A 19063-nucleotide genomic window follows, 5' to 3' on the forward strand; every position below is an offset into this window, starting at 1 on the left:
CTTTTATGGCGTTTTTATCCCAGAAGATAGGTAAGTAGCTGATAAGAAAGGATTTTTTATCAGCAACCAACCACTCACCAGCGCGTTGCCGCCGCCGAATCGTCCGGAGAATCGTCGAATCAGCCCCCGAAATCCCCTCAAATCACATGGAATCGGAGCGAAGAGGGCGACGATCGCGCGTTTGGGTCGCCCCTTTCGCCCACTGAGTCACGCGGTCTGTATATATGCGCGCATTGCCTCTGCTTCGGATTCGATCCGGTCGATGCGGTACTTCACCAGATCGCCGATCGATATAAAGCCGATACAGGCGTCGCCATCCATCACGGGCAGATGGCGGATGCGGCGACGGGTCATCAGCGCAAGCGCGCCGAGTACACCTTCGTCGCGACCTACGGTGATTGCCGGCGCGGTCATCACGCGTGAAACGGGGAGTTCGAGGCCCAACGCGCCTTCCCGCTCTAGGCAGTGGATCACATCACGTTCGGAGAAGATCCCGACCACTTGTCCATTCTGCAATACGGGAACGGCGCCGATCTTGCGCGCCGCGAGCAGCCGGATCGCTTCCGCGACGGTGCTGGTAGAGGCGATGGACACGACGTCCCGCCCCTTGCCTTCGAGGATTGCCGCGATGCTCATCGCATTCTCTCCTATGGCGTCATTTTTTAGGCGTTGTTTATCCCACGATTCGTCCCAAGTTGCAAAACCATGGAGCAACCATCCGGACTCGACGATCCCGAGTATGCTGCCTTTGCGTGGCGGAGGTTTCGACGCGTGCTCGCCTGGATGGCCCTGGTCGCGCTCCTCGCCGCCGGAGCTGCGGAATATTGGCTCTATGCCAGCATGGGCGAACTGCGGATCGTGACCGCGATCGCGACCTTCTTTGGTGTCTTCCTGACGGTGATGATGGCTGCGGCGCTGATGGGGCTGATGTTTCTCAGCTCGGGCACCGGCCATGATGCGCAGGTCGAGGATCCGCTGAAGGACGAAGTGGATATCGACTGACGCACCGCACCGTGGCCGGACAACGAAAAAGGCCCGCCTCCTCCAGGGAAGCGGGCCTTTTCTGTAAAGTGAGCGATGGCCGGGTTCAGGCGGCGGGCGCTTCGACCTCGTCGGTCTTCGTCGTACGGCGGCGACGCGGCTTCTTCGGCGCCTCTTCCTCTGCCGATGCGGCCTCGGCGCCGATCGCCGGCGGCAGTACCGCGAGATCGATGCCCTGCGGCGCTTCGGCTTCGTTGGCGGGCTGTTCGCGCCGGGGACGACCGCGGCGGCGCGGCGCAGGTGCTTCGCCGGCCTCGTCCGCGACGAGCGGAAGCTGCGCGGGCGCCGGTGCGACAGACTCTACGACCGCCTCGGCGGGCTGCACATTGCCGTTGACGTTCCCATGCACCGCGCCGGTGCCGCGCCCGTTGCGCCGATCTTCGCGCGCTTCGCGAGGTTCGCGCGCTTCACGGCCTTCGCGGTGCTCGCGCGGCTCGCGTTCGAAACGCGGTTCGCGTTCGCGGCGTTGCTGCGGCTGGTGCTGGCGCGGAGCATCCTGCTCGTCCTCGCGGGCGGATTCACCTTCCAGCTCGAACTCTTCCTCGTCCCCGTCGAAACCTTCGCGCTGGCGGCGCTGCTGGTTCTGCTCTTCGAAGCGCGAGCGATTCTCGTTCAGCACGCGGAAATAATGGTCCGCGAACTGGAGATAATATTCTGCGTTGACCCGATCACCCTGCATCTGGGCATCGCGAGCGAGATTCTTGTACTTCTCGAGCAACTGTGCGGCATTGCCACGGGCACGGTTATCGATGCGACTGCCATTGCCCTGATTATTCGCGTTGCCGCCCTGGCGCTGTTGCTGCCCGCCCCGGCCGCGACGGCGGCCGGCCTGACGATTGTTCATCAAGGTCTCAGTGTCCTGTCTTTAACAAAGCCGTCCGTCGATTCATCGAGGTTCCGGATGCAGGGTTACATTTGCGGAGAGCCCCGGATCGCCCGACGCTTCCCGCCTGCCACGGCCGCCGGACTGCAGCGGCGCACATGACCATGGAGTCGGGCCTCAGCCCTTTATTTCAACAACTTGGTTGAAGGTGCCTCGCCCCGGCCTTCTTCTAGCCGCTGGCGTACCAATCTCCAAGCGGAAATATGGGACGAACGCGCGCGATTTCAAGTCAGCCGGACCACGCGCGGCCGTCCACCCATGTCTTTATAGACGCGCGGGGCCATGCCCTGTTCCTTTGCGAGCGAAGAAACGGCTGCAGCCTGGGTCCAGCCGATCTCGAGGATCGCGGCACCGCCGGGCGCGAGCAGGCCGGGCAGCGCCGGCACGATGCGGCGATAATCCTCGAGCCCGTCTGCACCGGCGAACAACGCTTCCGCCGGTTCATGGTCCAGCACCTGCGGCGGCAGCGGCTCGCCGGTGCCGATATAGGGGGGATTGGCGAGAATCAGGTCGAACGGCCCGGTGAGACCTGCCGTCCAGTCGCCCAGCTGGAACGCGGCGCGGTCTGCCATGCCCAACGCTTCGGCATTGCGCCGGGCGAATGCGAGCGCGACTTGCGACGCATCGACGCCAAGACCCTGCGCCTGCGGCCATTCGGCGAGCGCCGCCAGCAACAGCGTGCCGGGTCCGGTGCCGAGATCGAGGATGCGCTGCGGCGCGCGCGGAGAAAACCACTCCACCGCTGTCTCGATCAGCGTCTCGCTGTCCGGGCGCGGGATCAGCACACCGGGACCGACCGCGAGATCGATCGTCCAGAAGGCGCGGGTGCCGGTGATATAGGCAATCGGCTCGTGGCCCAGGCGGCGGGCGATAAAGGCGGCGAACGTCTCTGGCGCTGGATCGTCCAGGCGGCCGAGCAGCAGCAGGTCGCGCGTCGTGCCGAGCGCGTGCGCCATCAGCAGCTCGGCATCGAGCCGGGGGGTGTCGGAGACGGTTTCGAGTTGGCGGGCGGCGTCGGCTAGGACTGCCCTAATGGAACGCGTGCTCACGACGCGGCAGCCCCAAGATCCTCCCCGGAACGAAAAGGGGGACGATGTGCGCCAGCACCTGTTGGAGGAGGATCGCAGCGAGGGACTCCGGTGCGGAGCCCCCCTTCCACCGAGCTCCCCGTGCCCGGGAGGATCTCAGCCATCCAACTGGGCAAGCCGGTCGGCCTCGTCCTGCGAGACCAGCGCGCCGACCAGCTCGTCGAGCTCGCCTTCCAGGATCTCGGGCAGCCGGTGCAGCGTCAGGTTGATCCGGTGATCGGTCACCCGGCCCTGCGGGAAATTATACGTCCGGATCCGCTCCGAACGATCGCCCGAACCCACCATCGAGCGCCGCGCGCCGACGCGCTCGGCCGCCAGCCGCTCGCGCTCGGCCTCGTACAGGCGGGTGCGGAGCACCTTCATCGCCTTGGCCTTGTTCTTGTGCTGCGAGCGCTCATCCTGCTGGATCACGACGATGCCGGTGGGCAAGTGCGTGATCCGCACCGCGCTGTCGGTGGTGTTGACCCCCTGGCCGCCGGGGCCGGAGGCGCGGTAGATGTCGATGCGCAGATCCTTGTCGTCGATCTGCACGTCGGCCTCTTCCGCCTCGGGCAGCACCGCGACGGTGGCGGCGGAGGTGTGGATGCGCCCGCCTGCCTCGGTGGCGGGGACGCGCTGGACCCGGTGAACGCCGCTCTCGAACTTGAGCTTGGCGAACACGCCGGTGCCGGTGATGCCGACCACGACTTCTTTGTAGCCGCCCGCTTCGGACGTGCTGGCCGAGATCAGCTCGGTCCGCCAGCCGAGCCGATCGGCATAGCGCTGGTACATGCGGAGCAAGTCGCCCGCGAACAGCGCGGCCTCGTCGCCGCCCACGCCGGCACGGATTTCGAGCAGCGCGGGGCGCTCGTCGGCCGCATCCTTGGGGAGCAGCGCCAGCGCGAGCTTGCGTTCGGCCTCGGCAAGTGTGCCTTCGTTGGCGCGGAGTTCCTCCACCGCCATCGCGCGCAGCTCGTCATCGGCGTCCTGCGTCATCTGCTGGAGCGACTGGCCCTCGGCGCGCAACTGCCGGACCTTGCCCGCCGCCACGGCTACCGGCTCGATCTCGGCATATTCCTTCGAGACCTGGACGAAGCGGTCGCCGCCGAGTTCGCCCGACGCCATCAGCGCCTGCAACTCGTCGCGCCGCGCCTCGATCGCCGCGATGCGGTCCGGCGGGATGCGGGTCATTCGGTCGGGCCGCCCCAGGCAATGCTGCCGAGCACGGCTTCGATCGCAGCGGCGTCGCCGACATTGACCTTGAGCCGCTTCGACGTGGCACCGTCCGCGACGCCCAGCGAGAGCAGCGCGTCGGGGTTGCTCTTCACCGCCTTGTCGAACCGCTTGCGCGGCGAACCGGTGGCGAGCAACTCGGCCGCCAGCCCGGCGCGGCGCAGCGCGGCGACAGCGCGCACGCCGTCCGCCTGCACGCGATCGTCCTCGACCACGACATAGACCTGGATCGCCGCCGCCTTGGGCTCCTCGATCAGCATTGCCAGCCGCTCGACGCCGGCCGCCCAGCCCACGCCCGCCGTCTCGGGGCCGCCGAGCGAGCCGATCAGCCCGTCATAGCGGCCGCCGGCCAGCACCGTGCCCTGCGCGCCCAGCCGATCGGTGACGAACTCGAACGCGGTGTGGCGGTAGTAGTCGAGCCCACGCACCAGCCGCGCGTTGCGCGTCCAGGCGACGCCGGCCGCATCCAGCCCGTCGGTCACCGCCTTGAAGAAGGCGGCGGCTTCGTCGGTCAGATAGGCATCGATGTCCGGCGCGCTGTCGGCGATCGGGCGGTCGCGCGGGTCCTTCGAATCGAGGATGCGCAGCGGGTTCTTTTCCAGCCGCGCCAGGCTGTCCTCGGAGAGGTCGCCCTTGTGCGCCTCGAAATGCGCGACCAGCGCGGTGCGCCAGGCGTCGCGGGTCGCGGCATCGCCCAGCGTGTTGAGCTGCAGCGTCACGCCCTCGGCGATGCCGAGCTCCTTGAGCAGCTGGTCGGCCAGCACCAGCAGCTCGACATCGGCGGCGGGTTCGGGCGCGCCGAGGATTTCGGCGTCGATCTGGTGGAACTGGCGATAGCGGCCCTTTTGCGGGCGCTCGTAGCGGAACACCGGGCCCGAGGTCGCGAGCTTCAGCGGCGCGAACTGCTGCCACCCCTCGCTGATATAGGCCCGCGCGATGCCGGCGGTGAATTCGGGGCGCAGCGTGATCGAATCGCCGCCGCGATCCTCGAAGGTGTACATCTCCTTGGAGACGACGTCCGAGGTCTCGCCCATCGAGCGGGCGAACACGCCCGTCGCCTCGAAGATCGGGATCTCGAGCCGCTGGAAGCAATAGAGCTTGCGCACCTGGTCGAACTTCTCGAGCACCGCGGCGAAACGCCGCTGGTCTTCGCCGAAAATGTCCTGGGTGCCCCGGATGCGCTGGGGGGTCTGGATACGTGCCATTTGGGCGCGGCTATTAGGCCGGTTTGGGGCGGGGGGCAATGTGCCCGATGGGAAGGCACGCGGTGCCCCCTCCCCCTAGCCCCTCCCGCAAGCGGGAGGGGGAACAAGGATCAGAGCGCCGCGACGAAAGCTCGCGCGTTGGCACCGACCTGACCCGCGCTCAGCCCGACCTTGTACAGCGCCGAGCCGAGGCCGAAGCCGGCGGCACCCGCCGCCGTCCAGGGCCCCATATTGTCGGGCGCGATGCCGCCGACCGGCAGGACGCGCGCGTCCTTGGGCAGCACCGCGCGCATCGCCTTCAGCACCGTGGGGCTCGCCGCCTCGGCCGGGAACAGCTTGAGCGCGGTTGCGCCTGCATCCAATGCGGCGAAGGCCTCGCTGGGCGTCGCGATACCCGGCAGCGAGACGAGATCCGCCGCCGCGCTGGCACGGATCACCTCGAGATTGGCATTGGGCGAGATGATCATCGTGCCGCCGGCATCGGCCACTGCCTGCACCTGCTCGACCTTGAGCACCGTGCCCGCGCCGATTACCGCCCTACCGGCAAAGCGCTTGGCGAGACGCGCGACGCTTTCCAGTGGATCGGGCGAGTTCATCGGCACCTCGATCAGGGTAAAGCCCGCCGCGACCAACTCGTCGCCAATGTCCTCCACTTCGTCGGGAGTCACCCCGCGCAGGATCGCGATCAGCGGACAGCGGGCGAAGGCGGCGTCGAATTCGGCGATGTGGCTCATGCAATATGCTCCGCAATGGCAAGGATTCCGGCGAGGAACGCGTCATGGCTGCTGGCGATCACCGGCTGCCGGCCGTGCGCGGCAATCGCCGCGGCATAGAGGCCGCCCAGCATCGGGTCGGCAAGGATATGGACCGTGTCGTGCCCGGCATGCGCGAGCCTGGCGGCAACGTCGCTGCCGATCAGCAGACCACTGGCGAAGGCGGCGGCATCTTCATCGTCGCGGACACCCAGCATCTTGGCCGCGCGGATGCCGAACAGCGATGCCGCAAGGTCGCGCTTGCGCCCCTCCTCCACGCCTGCATGAAAAGCGGGGCCGACATGGACCTCGCCGCCCAGCTGCGCGGCGAGCAGGCCGTGCTTGCGTAGCGTGGCGAACAGCTCGCCGGTCATCGCGGTGGTAAAATCGGCGATGCGGCCATCCACCATCTCGACCCATTTGCAATGCGTGCCCGGCTGGACGAGCAAGGCGTCGGCAGGCGCCAGCCCTGCGCGCACCGCGCCCAGCAGCTGCACCTCCTCGCCGCGCATCACATCGGGCCGGCCGGTGACCATCGTCGAAACACCCGGCACGATCGCGCTACGCTCCTCCACCCACAGCAGACCCGCCGCCAGTTCGGCGATGCCGGCCGGTGCTGCGACATAGGGCGCCGTCGCCCAGCCGATATTGGCGCCCACCATGCCCGCCATCAGCAGCGGCAAGTCGCCGTGCCGCGCACGAATCCCCGCCGCTTCCGCCGCGAAGTCGCTGACAGCGGTAACGCCCTTGTCATCGCGTTCGGTATGCGTGACGCTGCCGCCTTCGATCCGGAAGACGCGGCGATTGGTCGTGCCCCAGTCGACCGCAAGAAAGGGGCCCGAAAAACGCTGTACCATGCCGGCTACCTTTTCAGCGGCTAACGTTGCTGTTCACGCGCGTTTTGGCGCACGTAGCGCGTGGTTCATTTATCCGATTTATCGGGGTTGTCCAGAAGCGCGGCTGGAGTAGTCTGCCGCTACGTCGGTTGCGCACGATGCGCCATGCGAAAGAACAGGAAGCAGCAACGAGCATGTCCACGTCCTTTTCGTCTCCACGCGAAGATATCCGTTCCGGGCTAGGCCGCAACCTCACCTATGGCCTGCTCGATTCGCTGGGCCGGGCGATCGTCACCGGCCGCTATGAGCGGGAGCCCTTCCCCACCGAGGCGGAGCTGGCCAAGCAGCACGGCGTCAGCCGATCGGTCACGCGCGAAGCGGTGAAGATGCTCACCGCCAAGGGCCTGCTCAGCGCGCGCCCTCGCCAGGGCACGGTGGTGCAGCCGGCCTCTTCATGGAACCTGTTCGACACCGATGTGCTGCGCTGGCTGCTCGAACGACAATTCTCGGTCGAGCTGCTGCGCCAGTTCAGCCAGTTGCGCATCGCGATCGAACCCGAAGCAGCGGCACTGGCGGCGCAATTCGGCACCGAGGCGGATTTGCGGCAGATCTCGGCCGGCCTCGCCCGCATGGAGGCGGCCGAGCGCGGGCTGGACGACACGCTCGATGCCGACATCGCCTTCCATGTCGCGGTGCTGCGCGCTTCGGGCAATCCCTTCTATGCGCAGTTTCGCGAAATGGTGGCGACGGCGCTGCGCACGTCGATTCGCTTCACCAATCGGATCAAGGGCCGCACCGCCAGCGTGAGCGATCACGCCGCGGTGCGCGATGCGATCGCCGCAAAGGATCCGGCGCGCGCGCGCACCGCGATGCGCACGCTGATCGGCGACGTGGTCGAGCTGATCGACACGGTGGAGGCGGCCGAAGCCGCCGCCTAAGGGATCAGCCGGTCGGCGCGCAGCCGCTCGAACAACGCGAAGAAGGCGTCGTCGGTCGGCTGATAGGCGGTGAAGCCCATCCGGCGACTCTTCGACATGTCGGTGACGACTTCGATCGGCCGGCCCAGATCGGCATCGGTGTGCCAGGGCGACGCGAGGCGCGCGAGGTTCGGCTCGGCCAATCCCTCCCGCTCGGCGATGGCGCGCCACAGCTCCGCATCGCCCGCCATCTGCTGTTCGAGCGGCTGCACCGTCCCGTCGAACGGCGCCGGCTCCAGACCGAACCATTCGGCGATGCACCCCCACATCCATTGCCAGCGAAAGACGTCGCCATTGACGACGTTGAACGCCTCGTTCGCCGCCGCGGGCGTCTCTGCCGCCCAGACCAGGTGCCGGGCGAGCTGGCCTGCATCGGTCATGTCGGTGAGCCCGCTCCACTGCGCCGCCGAGCCCGGGAAGCGGAACGGACGGCCGGTCTCGCGGCACAAGGTCGCATATACCGCGAGCGTGGTGCCCATGTTCATCGCATTGCCGACCGCCTTGCCGATCACCGTGTGCGGGCGGTGCACGCTCCAGGTGAAGCCGTCGCGCTCGGCGGCGGCGAAGACCTCGTCTTCCTGGGCATAATAGAAATTGTCGACGTCGAGCCGGCCCTGCTCCTCGCGGAACGGCGTCTGCGGCAGGCTGCCCTTCCCGTACGCCTCGAACGGCCCGAGATAATGTTTGAGCCCGGTGACCAGCGCGACGTGGCGCGGGCCCTTGGGCTTGGGCAGCCCATCGAGCAGGTTGCGCACCATCGCCGAATTGACCCGGATATTCTCCGCCTCGCTGTCCTGCCGCAGCCAGGTGGTGATGAACACCGCGTCCGGGTTCACATCCTGCAGCGCCTGCGCGGTCGCCGCTGCATCGGTGAGGTCCGCGACGACCGGCGCTACGCTCGTCTGTTCCACCGGCCGGCGCGCCAGCCCGTGCACCGTCCAGCCCTGCGCGACCAGCAGGTCCGCCGTGGCGCTGCCGACGATGCCGCTTGCGCCTACCACCAAAGCCGTCTTGGCCATTTCTGCCTCCATAAAGCGTTGGAGGCCGAGCTAGGCAGCCGCGCGCACGGCTTCTAGACGGCACCAAATCGGAACCTAGGCACCAGAAGGTACCCACATATGCGGCCAGGCACGGCGGATTCGGAGTGGCGGGAGGATTGCGCACCGCGGCGCGTGCTGGCGCTGTTCGCCACCAAATGGACTAGCATGGTGCTGCACACGCTCCACGCCCGGCACGGCGGGGCCGCGCGGAGCGGCGTGCTGCTGCGCAGCCTGCCCGGCATCTCCAAGAAGATGCTGACCCAGACGCTGCGCGAGATGGAGGAAGTGGGGCTGGTCGACCGGATCGTGCAGCACGCGGTGCCGCCGGCAGTGGAATACCGGCTGACACCGCTGGGCGACCGGTTCGTCGAGCCGGTCGAACTTCTCTATGCCTGGGGGCGCGACAATGCGGATGCGCTCGACCAGCTCGGCAGCCGGCCCACCGCTCGTCGCGCCTGATCCCCTTTTAGTGGCTGTCGCGCGGCAGACCCTTGGTCTGGGCGATGCGCTGATACTTCACCGCATTCTCGAACACCGCGCCGCCGTCGAACTGGCCGACCAGCCCGCGATGGATCTCCTGCCACGGCGTCTGCGATTCCGGCACATAGTCGATGCCCAGGCCCGCGCGGCGCTGTGCCAATTCCTCGTCGCTGACCAGCATGTTCGCCGAGCGCGTGTTGAGATCGATGCGGATGCGGTCGCCGGTGCGGACCAGCGCGAGCCCGCCGCCGACTGCCGCCTCGGGCGCCGCATTGAGGATCGAGGGGCTCCCGCTGGTGCCCGACTGGCGGCCGTCGCCCAGGCAGGGCAGTGCATGCACGCCCGCCTGGATCAGCGCCACCGGCGGGCGCATGTTCACCACCTCGGCGCCGCCCGGATAACCGACCGGCCCGGCCCCGCGCATGATCAGGATGCTGTTCTCGTCGATGCCGAGCGCGGGATCGTCGATGCGGTGGTGGTAATCCTCGGGCCCGTCGAACACGAAGGCGGTGCCTTCGAACGCGCCGGGATCGTCCGGGTTGGACAGGTAGCGCGCGCGGAATTCATCGGAGATCACACTCAGCTTCATCACCGCATTGTCGAAAAGATTACCCGACAGGACAGTAAGCCCCGCCGCCGCCCGCAGCGGCGTGGCGAGCGGGCGGATCACGTCGTCGTCCTCGATCTCGGCGGTGCCGATATTCTCGCCGATGGTGCGGCCGTTGACGGTAAGCGCATCGTTGTGGAGCAGCCCGGCACGGTACAGTTCGCCCATCACCGCGGGCACGCCGCCGGCGCGGTAGAAATCCTCGCCGAGATATTTTCCCGCCGGCTGGAGGTTCACCAGCAGCGGCACGTCGGCGCCGTAGGATTCCCAGTCTTCCAAGGTCAGCTCGACGCCGATGTGGCGGGCGATCGCGTTGAGGTGAATGGGCGCGTTGGTCGAGCCGCCGATCGCGGAGTTGACGCGGATCGCGTTGAGGAAGGCCTCGCGGGTCAGCACGTCGCTGGGCTTGCGATCGGCCAGCGTCATTTCGACGATCTGGAGGCCGGTGCGATAGGCGCATTCGGCACGGTCGCGGTACGGCGCGGGGATCGCCGCCGAGCCGGGCAGCGACATGCCGAGTGCCTCGGCCATCGAGTTCATCGTCGTGGCGGTACCCATGGTGTTGCACCAGCCGGTCGACGGCGCCGACGAGGCGACGAGCTGGATGAAGCCCTTGTAGTCGATCTCGCCCGCCGCGAGCATCTCGCGCGCCTTCCACACGATCGTGCCCGATCCGGTGCGCTCGCCCTTGAACCAGCCGTTGAGCATCGGGCCGACCGACAGCGCGATCGCGGGGATGTTCACGGTCGCCGCGGCCATCAGGCAGGCTGGGGTCGTCTTGTCGCAGCCGATCGTCAGCACCACGCCGTCGATCGGGTAGCCGTACAGCGTCTCGACCAGGCTGAGATAGGCGAGGTTGCGGTCGAGCCCCGCGGTCGGGCGCTTGCCGGTTTCCTGGATCGGATGCGTGGGGAATTCGATGGCGATGCCGCCAGCGTCGCGAATCCCCTCGCGCACCCGCTTGGCGAGTTCGAGATGGTGGCGATTGCAGGGCGAGAGGTCGCTGCCCGTCTGGGCGATGCCGATGATCGGCTTGCCCGATTGCAGCTCCTCCAGGCTCAGCCCGAAGTTGAGGTAACGCTCGACATAGAGCGCGGTCATGTCGGGGTTATCGGGATTGTCGAACCACGCCCGGGAGCGCAGCGGCGCACGATGAGTTCCAGCTTCTTCGGTCATGATTCCTCCGCTACGGGTATAGTGGGCGGCGTAGCGTGACTTGATAACCGCCACTCGTGCCCATAGGAAGCATATATATCTTATAAAAGGATGGCGTGAAAATGTCGGAGCGGATTCGTCTTGGCCTCGTCGGGATCGGCAAGATTGCCCGCGATCAGCATCTACCGGCACTGGCGGGAGACGATCGCTTCGAACTCGTCGCTACCGCCAGCCGCAATGCGTCTGTCGACGGTGTTGCAGCGCACAAGGACATGGAATCGCTGATCGCCGGCGGGCATGCTCTCACCGCCGTCTCGCTCTGCACCCCACCCGAAGGCCGCTACGACCAGGCTCGCATCGCCATCGAGGCTGGACTGAACGTGATGCTGGAGAAGCCGCCAGCCGCGACGCTCACCGAAATCTTCGATCTTAAAGAGCGCGCCCACGCCAAGGGTGTCACGCTGTTCACCACCTGGCATTCGCGCGAGGCGGCTGGCGTCGAGCCCGCCAAGGACTGGCTCGCCGGCAAGCACATCTCGGCGGCCCGCATCACCTGGCGCGAAGATATCCGCCGCTGGCATCCCGGGCAGGAGTGGATCCTGGCCGCCGGCGGCTTCGGCGTGTTCGATCCGGGCATCAACGCACTGTCGATCGCGACCAAGATCCTGCCGGACGCGCTGCTACTCGACCAGGCATGGATGGAAGTGCCCGAAGGCCGCGCGTCGCCACTTCGCGCAAAGCTGCACATGCGCAGCGGCGGTGCCCCCGTGACCGCCGATTTCGACTTCCTCCAGACCGGGCCGCAGACTTGGGACATAGAAGTGGACACCGATGCCGGCACGCTACGCCTCGGCATGGGCGGCAGCATCCTCCAGCTGCCCGGCGAAGAAGAGCAGAAGGCGCCGGATCGCGAATATGCTCGTCTATATGCGCGCTTCGCGGAGCTGGTCGCGGCAGGGACAAGCGACGTCGATGTGCGTCCGCTCCAGCTGGTGGCAGATGCCTTTCTGGTCGGCGAACGCGCAATCGGCGAGACATTCGCCTTCTGAATTCCGCCGGTGTCCGCGTCCTTCCGCCAAGGTTGGAGGACGCGGGTGCCGGCGCCAACCTCCGCTTATGATCAACCCGCACTAAGGCGCTACGTCTTTCGACATATTTTGCGACAACTCTTTTGTGGCACTGCGGAAACGTGCCATCTAATGGCGAGTTTGGCAGTGACCGGTGGTCCGGCATTCCTCGGGCCGCCCCTAAGCGGGTTCTGAAATTTGAACGCACCGACCAGCTATCGCCGTTCGGGCCTGATCGTCCTTGCGTCGGCCCTTCTCCTCGCCTCGTGCGGCGCGGGAAACAGCGCAGGGCAGCAGGGAGGCCGCAGGGGCCCGTCCGGTCCGCCGCAGGTGGGCTATGTCGTGGTGCAGCCGACCAGCGTGCCGATGACGGTCGAGCTTGCCGGCCGCGTTACCCCCTATCAAATGTCGCAGGTTCGACCGCAGGTTGCCGGCATTGTCCAACGCCGCTTCTTCCAGGAAGGCGCGATCGTCCGGAAGGGCGAGACGCTGTACCAGATCGATCCCAGCCTCTACCGCGCCAGCGTCGCCCAAGCCGCGGCCAATCTGCAGAACGCCCAGGCCACGCTGGAGGCTGCGCGTGTGCGCGCCGATCGATACAAGCCGCTCGCGCAGATGGAGGCGGTGAGCCAGCAGGATTATACCGACGCGGTGGCCACGGCGCGCCAGGCCAGCGCGCAGGTGGCGCAGAACCGCGCCGCGCTGCAGACCGCGCAGATCAACCTGCGGTTCACTCGCGTGCCCGCCCCGATCACCGGCCGCATCGGCCGTTCTCTGTTCACCGAAGGGGCGCTGGTCACCGCCAACCAGGCCGATCCGCTGGCGGTGATCGAGCGGCTCGACCCTATCTTCGTCGACATCCAGCAATCGAGCGCCGACATGCTCGCGCTGCGCCGGGCGCTGGCGCGGGACGGGATCAGCCCTGCCACCGCCACCGTGCGCCTGAAGCTGGAGGACGGCAGCGATTACGGCGCCACCGGCACCGTCGAGTTCACCGAGGTGATCGTCAACCAGAATACCGGCACCGTCACCCTGCGCGCCCGCTTCCCCAATCCGCAGAACATTCTGCTGCCGGGCATGTTCGTGCGCGCGATGTTCGCCCAGGCGATCGATACCCAGGCGTATCTGGTGCCGCAGGCGGGCGTGTCGCGTGATGCCAAGGGTAATGCCACCGTCTATGTCGTCGGGCCGGGCAACAAGGCGGTGGCAAGAACCGTCGTTGCGGAACGCACGATCGGGCAGAATTGGGTGGTAACTCAAGGCTTGGCGCGCGGAGATAAGGTAATCGTGCAGGGCACCGCCAACCTTCGGCCGGACATCGACATCAAGCCGGTACCGGCGAACGCGCCGCAGAAGATCGAACCGGCCAAGGGCGGCAGCCAGGCCAAGGCGGGCTAAGCCCCATGTCGCGCATCTTTATCGATCGGCCGATCTTCGCCTGGGTGCTTGCCATCATCGTCATGCTGATGGGCCTGGCGGCGATCTTCTCGCTACCCATCGCGCAATATCCGGACATCGCGCCGCCCCAGGTCAACATCCGCGCCACCTATCCCGGTGCCTCGGCGGAGACGGTGCAGAACAGCGTCACGCAGGTGATCGAGCAGCAGCTGAGCGGCATCGACGGGCTGCTCTATTTCAGCAGCTCGTCCACTTCGCGCGGCCAGGTCACGATCTCGGCGACCTTCGAGAAGGGTACGAACCCGGACATTGCCCAGGTGCAGGTGCAGAACAAGGTGCAGCAGGCGCTGTCCCGCCTGCCAAGCCAGGTGCAGCAGCAGGGCCTGACCGTCACCAAGTCCAATCCCGACTTCCTGATGATCGTCGGCGTCTATGACGAAACCGACAAGCGCACCAATCTCGACGTGTCGGACTGGCTGGCCTCGAACCTGCAGGATCCGCTGTCGCGCATCGAAGGCGTGGGCGACACCAACGTGTTCGGCGCGCCCTATGCGATGCGCATCTGGCTCAACCCCGCGCGGCTTTCCAGCTACGGGCTGATTCCGAACGACATCATCACCGCGATCCAGGCGCAGAATACCGAGATCGCCGCCGGCGAGCTGGGCGGCCAGCCGATGCCGCAGGAGCAGATGCTCAACGCCACCGTCACCTCGCAGTCGCGGCTGCAGACGCCGGAGCAATTCGCCAACATCATCGTCAAGACCGACGCCACCGGCGCGGCGGTGAAGCTGCGCGACGTCGCGCGCGTCGAGCTCGGCTCGGACAACTACAACTCCTCCAGCCGGATCAACGGCCATCCCGGCGCCGGCCTCGCCATCTCGCTGTCGCCCGGCGCGGACGCGCTGAAGACCGCCGATCTGGTGAAGGCACAGGTGGAAGCCGCCGCGAAGACGTTCCCCGCCGGCTTCAAATTCGCCTATGCCAACGACACCACCGGCTTCATCAAACTCTCGATCGAAGAGGTGGTGAAGACGCTGATCGAGGCGATCGTCCTCGTCGTCATCGTGATGTTCGTGTTCCTGCAGAGCTGGCGCGCCACGCTGATCCCGGCGATCGCGGTGCCGGTGGTGCTGCTCGGCACGTTCGGCGTGTTCTACGCGCTCGGCTTCTCGATCAACACGCTGACCCTGTTCGGTCTCGTCCTCGCCATCGGCCTGCTCGTCGACGATGCCATCGTCGTCGTCGAGAATGTCGAGCGGCTGATGGAAGAGAATCCGGAGATGACGCCGCGCGAGGCGACGATCCGCTCTATGGACGAAATCCAGGTGGCGCTGGTCGCGATCGCGCTCGTCCTCTCCGCGGTGTTCCTGCCGATGGCGTTTTTCGGCGGCTCGACCGGCGTGATCTATCGCCAGTTCTCGGTCACGATCGTCTCGGCGATGGTACTATCGGTGCTCGTCGCGCTGGTGCTGAGCCCGGCGCTGACCGCCACGCTGCTCAAGCAGAAAAACCAGGAAAAGGACCTGGAAGAAACCTGGATGGCGCGCCGCTTCCCCTGGATCGGCCGCGGCCTGAGCACCGCCAAGACCAAGTTCAACAACGGCTTCGATCGCGGCGTCGATCGCTACACCCGCGCGGTGCAGGCGGTGGTCGATCGCAAATGGATCTTCCTGCTGATCTACCTCGCGGTCTGTGCGCTGCTGGTGCTGATGTTCGTGCGCCTGCCCACCGGCTTCCTGCCGACCGAGGACCAGGGCGCGGCGTCGGTGCAGTTTCGTCTGCCGGCTGGCGCCACCATGTCGCGTACCAAGGAAATTCAGCTGGCGGTGGAAAAATACTTCCTGACGCAGGAAGCAAAGAACGTCGCGGTCATGTTCTCCGTCTCGGGCGGCGGCGGCGGGGGTGTGAACGGGCAGAATACCGGGCAGGGCTTCATCAACCTCACCAACTGGTCCAACCGCGAGGGCAAGGAAAACAGCGCCGACGGCATCGTCGCCCGGGCGGCCAGCGCCTTCCGCAACTTCCGCGACGCGCAGGTCTTCGCGCTGGTCCCGCCGGCGATCCGCGGCCTGGGCCAGTCGACCGGCTTCACCATGGAGCTGCTCAATTCGAGCGGAATGCCGCGCGAGCAGTTCCTCGCCGCGCGCGACAAGCTGCTCGCCATGGCCAATGCCGATCCGACGCTCGCGCAGGTACGGCTGAGCGACCTGCCAGACGTCGCCACGCTGAAGGTCGATCTGGACCAGCAGAAGCTGGCGACGCTGGGACTGTCGCAGGCCGACGTCAATTCGACGCTGTCGACCGCTTGGGGTGGCCGCTACGTCAACGATTTCATCGATCGCGGCCGGGTGAAGCGCGTCTATGTGCAGGGCGACGCGCCTTATCGCTCCGAACCGAGCGATCTCGCGCAATGGTTCGTGCGGGGCAGCGATGGCCAGATGGCCCCCTTCTCCTCCTTCGCCTCCACCAGCTGGGCGACGGCGCCCACGTCCATGGCGCGGTTCAACGGCGTGCAGTCGTTCGAGCTGAACGGCCAGGCGGCGCCGGGCAAGAGCTCGGGTGACGCGATGCAGCGTATTGCCGAGCTGGCCGCCCAGATACCGGGCACTAGCATCGCCTGGGCCGGGCTATCCTATCAGGAGCGCCTGTCTTCCGGCCAAGCGCCGTTGCTGTACAGCGTGTCGCTGCTGGTCGTGTTTCTATGCCTTGCCGCGCTGTACGAAAGCTGGTCGGTGCCGATCGCGGTGCTGCTCGTCATCCCGCTCGGCCTGGTGGGCGCGATCTTCGCGGTGACGCTGCGTGGGCTGCAAAACGACGTCTATCTGCAAATCGGCCTGCTGACGACGATGGGTCTCGCCGCCAAGAACGCGATCCTGATGATCGAATTCGCCGAGCAGGCGGAGAAGCAGGGCAAGCGCGTGATCGAGGCGGCACTGGACGCGGCACGCATCCGTCTCCGCCCGATCCTGATGACCAGCCTTGCCTTCATCTTCGGCGTGCTGCCGCTGGCGATCTCCACCGGCGCAGGCGCCAACAGCCGCATCGCGATCGGCACCTCGGTGATCGGCGGCATGCTGACGGCGACGATCCTCGCCATCTTCTACATCCCGCTGTTCTTCGTGCTCGTCCGCCGCGGCGTGCGCGATGGCCTGACCGCGCTGCGCAGCCGCCGCGGCCGCACTGCTCCGGAGGCCCAGGCATGAAGCGCGCGCTGATCCTGCTCGCCACCACGGCGCTCGCCGGCTGCTCGATGGCGCCGAAGGATGTCCGCCCCGAAGCGCCCATCCCCGTCAGCTGGCCGGTGGGCGATGCCTATCTGCGGCAGAGCGAGGCGGCGCTGCCGACGGTGAACTGGCGCGACGTGTTCCGCGACGCGCGGCTGCAGACGCTAATCGAACAGGCACTCGCCAATAATCGCGACCTCAGGGTAGCGGCGGCGAACATCGCGGCGGCACGCGCGCAATATCGCATCCAGCGCGGCGCGCAGTTCCCGCAGGTCGACGCCAGCCTGGGCATCACCGAACGTCGCGGCAATGCGAACAATGTGGGCAACAACACGGGCACGGGCGGCAATGTCGGCAATGTCGGCGGCGGGCTGCGTACCAACTATTCCACCCAGGCCGGGATCACCGGCTTCGAGCTCGACCTATTCGGCCGCCTCGCTTCGCTGACGCGGGTGGAGCAGAACAATTATTTCGCGACCGAAGCCGGTGCGCGCGCGACGCGGCTGACGCTGGTGGGCGATATCGCCACCGCCTGGCTCAACTATGCTTCGGACGCCAGCCTGCTGGCGGTGGCGCAGCAGACCGCCGCGAGCGCCGAAGACAGCGTGCGCCTGACCCGCGCCCGGCTGCAGGGCGGAATCGCTCCCCGCACCGATCTGCGCCAGGCCGAACAGACGCTCGCCACCGCGCAGAATGATGTGGCCCGGCAAACGGCGGCGCTGGCGCAGGACGTCAATGCGCTGCGGCTGCTCGCCGGCTCGGAGATCGATCCGGCGTTGCTCCCCGCCTCGATCGAACAGGCCGCTCCCAGCATCGCGGCGATCCCGGCCGGCCTCGATTCGAGTATCCTGCTGCGCCGGCCGGATGTGGTGCAGGCCGAATATCAGCTGCGTGCCGCCAATGCGCAGATCGGCGCGGCGCGGGCGGCGCTGTTCCCGCGCATCAGCCTTACCACCGTGCTCGGTTTCGCAAGCACCGCGCTGTCCAGCCTGTTCGATGGCGACGCGTTCACCTGGCAGGCGGGCGGAACCGGCAGCTATTCGATCTTCCGCGGCGGCGCGGCGCGCGCCACGGTGCAGTTGAGCGAGGCGCAGCAACAAGCGGCGGTCGCCAGCTACGAACGCGCGATCCAGACCGCCTTTCGCGACGTGGCCAACGCGCTGGCCACGCGCGGCACCATCGATGCCCAGCTGCGCGCGACCCAGCTTCAGGCCGATGCCGCGGCCGACACCTATCGGCTGGCTACGGCGCGCTATCGCGGCGGGATCGACACCTTCCTGCAAAGCCTGGATGCGCAGCGTTCGCTCTATACGGCGCAGCGGCAGCTGGTAACGGTGCGGCTGACGGCAGCGACGAACCTCGTCGATCTCTATCGATCGCTGGGCGGCGATTCGCAGCTCGACGCGACGGCGCAGGGGCCGCAACCAGCGGCGACCGGCGGAACTGCCCGCAGCACAGGCAGTTGACCGCACGCCCCTGCTTGTGGCAGGCGCATTCCGGTTGGGCGGGTATAGCACAATGGTAGTGCAGCAGCCTTCCAAGCTGAATACGCGGGTTCGATTCCCGCTACCCGCTCCAATTTCCGATCTCACGACATCCCACAGAGCTTTGTAAACCGCGGAAATCTGCGGTATTTTCGGGTCGTCCGGCTCGTGATCGCTCGTCCCGTCCCATGAAAGCGCACGCGCAAGTGGGGCCTGTTTTCGAAGATTTCGGGCCTAAATTTGGCACGAGGCCCCACGGCTGTGGCCCCTCGCGACGAAAGGCCCGAACCATGGCTCTGAGCGATATCGCAATTCGTAAGGCCAAGACCCTCGACAGGGCGTACAAGCTCTATGACGGGCTCGGCCTTTTTTTGGTCGTATCGCCATCTGGCTCCCGCCTCTGGCGCATGAAATACAAACGCCACGGCATCGAAAAGAAGCTCAGTTTCGGCTCGTACCCGGAGGTAAGCCTGCGCGACGCGCGTGATCTTCGCGATGAGGCGCGCGATCTCCTTGCCGAGGGAAAGTACCCCGCCTTGGAGCGGCAGCGGGAGAAAGCCCGGAACGAAACGCTAGAGCGGATTTCGACCGCACTGAATCGGTGAGGGATTCCC

At 66.8% G+C, this 19063-nt stretch carries 17 protein-coding genes and 1 tRNA gene; 9 read left to right on the forward strand and 9 right to left on the reverse strand.

Annotation, left to right across the window (positions count from 1 at the left end):
* Positions 1-207 precede the first annotated feature (207 nt).
* On the reverse strand, positions 208-636 hold the full coding sequence (locus B215_RS0106360; protein WP_019368803.1) for a CBS domain-containing protein: 429 nt from the start codon (positions 634-636) through the stop codon (positions 208-210).
* Positions 637-705: 69 nt separating this feature from the next.
* Between B215_RS0106360 and B215_RS0106365 the strand changes: the two genes are divergently transcribed.
* Positions 706-1002 (forward strand): hypothetical protein, encoded by a 297-nt coding sequence (locus tag B215_RS0106365; RefSeq protein ID WP_026009018.1) that lies wholly within the window; start codon positions 706-708, stop codon positions 1000-1002.
* A gap of 85 nt (positions 1003-1087) precedes the next feature.
* On the opposite strand, the gene B215_RS22130 is transcribed toward B215_RS0106365, so the two are convergent.
* The 6 genes from B215_RS22130 to B215_RS0106395 all read right to left on the reverse strand — a co-directional run bounded on the left by B215_RS22130 (position 1088) and on the right by B215_RS0106395 (position 7038).
* Complete coding sequence (locus B215_RS22130; protein ID WP_019368805.1) at positions 1088-1885, reverse strand: DUF4167 domain-containing protein; 798 nt, start codon at positions 1883-1885, stop codon at positions 1088-1090.
* 263 nt (positions 1886-2148) lie between these two features.
* Positions 2149-2973 carry a peptide chain release factor N(5)-glutamine methyltransferase gene (gene prmC / locus B215_RS0106375; RefSeq protein WP_019368806.1) on the reverse strand — a complete coding sequence of 275 codons (825 nt, stop codon included), beginning with the start codon at positions 2971-2973 and terminating at the stop codon, positions 2149-2151.
* A gap of 135 nt (positions 2974-3108) precedes the next feature.
* The gene (gene prfA, locus B215_RS0106380; protein ID WP_019368807.1) at positions 3109-4182 is read right to left on the reverse strand and encodes a peptide chain release factor 1; all 1074 of its coding nucleotides are present in this window, start codon (positions 4180-4182) and stop codon (positions 3109-3111) included.
* On the reverse strand, positions 4179-5429 hold the full coding sequence (hisS, locus tag B215_RS0106385) for a histidine--tRNA ligase (protein ID WP_019368808.1): 1251 nt from the start codon (positions 5427-5429) through the stop codon (positions 4179-4181). The genes prfA and hisS overlap by 4 nt, the downstream gene beginning before the upstream one ends.
* Positions 5430-5539: 110 nt before the next feature.
* The gene (locus B215_RS0106390) at positions 5540-6163 is read right to left on the reverse strand and encodes a 2-dehydro-3-deoxy-6-phosphogalactonate aldolase (protein WP_019368809.1); all 624 of its coding nucleotides are present in this window, start codon (positions 6161-6163) and stop codon (positions 5540-5542) included.
* Complete coding sequence (locus B215_RS0106395; RefSeq protein WP_019368810.1) at positions 6160-7038, reverse strand: 2-dehydro-3-deoxygalactonokinase; 879 nt, start codon at positions 7036-7038, stop codon at positions 6160-6162. Before B215_RS0106395 ends, B215_RS0106390 begins: the two co-directional genes overlap by 4 nt.
* 173 nt (positions 7039-7211) lie before the next feature.
* Between B215_RS0106395 and B215_RS0106400 the strand changes: the two genes are divergently transcribed.
* Complete coding sequence (locus B215_RS0106400; RefSeq protein ID WP_026009020.1) at positions 7212-7955, forward strand: FadR/GntR family transcriptional regulator; 744 nt, start codon at positions 7212-7214, stop codon at positions 7953-7955.
* Here the strand turns inward: B215_RS0106400 and B215_RS0106405 are convergent.
* Complete coding sequence (locus B215_RS0106405) at positions 7952-9013, reverse strand: SDR family oxidoreductase (protein ID WP_019368812.1); 1062 nt, start codon at positions 9011-9013, stop codon at positions 7952-7954. The two genes, B215_RS0106400 and B215_RS0106405, sit on opposite strands and share 4 nt — an antisense overlap.
* Before the next feature lie 99 nt (positions 9014-9112).
* On the opposite strand from B215_RS0106405, the gene B215_RS0106410 reads away from it, so the two are divergent.
* The gene (locus B215_RS0106410) at positions 9113-9493 is read left to right on the forward strand and encodes a winged helix-turn-helix transcriptional regulator (RefSeq protein ID WP_026009021.1); all 381 of its coding nucleotides are present in this window, start codon (positions 9113-9115) and stop codon (positions 9491-9493) included.
* Positions 9494-9500: 7 nt separating this feature from the next.
* Here B215_RS0106410 and B215_RS0106415 read toward each other — a convergent pair whose 3' ends face one another.
* Complete coding sequence (locus B215_RS0106415; RefSeq protein ID WP_019368814.1) at positions 9501-11297, reverse strand: IlvD/Edd family dehydratase; 1797 nt, start codon at positions 11295-11297, stop codon at positions 9501-9503.
* A 101-nt stretch (positions 11298-11398) separates the two neighbouring features.
* Here B215_RS0106415 and B215_RS0106420 point away from each other — a divergent pair, with 101 nt between their 5' ends.
* The 6 genes from B215_RS0106420 to B215_RS19635 all read left to right on the forward strand — a co-directional run bounded on the left by B215_RS0106420 (position 11399) and on the right by B215_RS19635 (position 19054).
* Complete coding sequence (locus B215_RS0106420; RefSeq protein WP_019368815.1) at positions 11399-12325, forward strand: Gfo/Idh/MocA family protein; 927 nt, start codon at positions 11399-11401, stop codon at positions 12323-12325.
* 216 nt (positions 12326-12541) lie between these two features.
* Positions 12542-13741: an efflux RND transporter periplasmic adaptor subunit gene (locus B215_RS0106425; protein ID WP_019368816.1), complete on the forward strand. Its 1200-nt coding sequence runs from the start codon at positions 12542-12544 to the stop codon at positions 13739-13741.
* 5 nt (positions 13742-13746) lie between these two features.
* Entirely contained in the window at positions 13747-16944 is a 3198-nt protein-coding gene (locus tag B215_RS0106430; protein ID WP_019368817.1) for an efflux RND transporter permease subunit, read from the forward strand.
* On the forward strand, positions 16941-18431 hold the full coding sequence (locus tag B215_RS0106435) for an efflux transporter outer membrane subunit (RefSeq protein ID WP_019368818.1): 1491 nt from the start codon (positions 16941-16943) through the stop codon (positions 18429-18431). Before B215_RS0106430 ends, B215_RS0106435 begins: the two co-directional genes overlap by 4 nt.
* 38 nt (positions 18432-18469) lie before the next feature.
* Positions 18470-18543: transfer RNA gene (locus tag B215_RS0106440), tRNA-Gly, on the forward strand.
* Positions 18544-18739: 196 nt separating this feature from the next.
* Positions 18740-19054 carry an Arm DNA-binding domain-containing protein gene (locus tag B215_RS19635; protein WP_019368819.1) on the forward strand — a complete coding sequence of 105 codons (315 nt, stop codon included), beginning with the start codon at positions 18740-18742 and terminating at the stop codon, positions 19052-19054.
* Positions 19055-19063 lie beyond the last annotated feature (9 nt).

Origin of the sequence: Sphingomonas sp. ATCC 31555, from assembly GCF_000282895.1 — a bacterium.
GTDB lineage: Bacteria > Pseudomonadota > Alphaproteobacteria > Sphingomonadales > Sphingomonadaceae > Sphingomonas.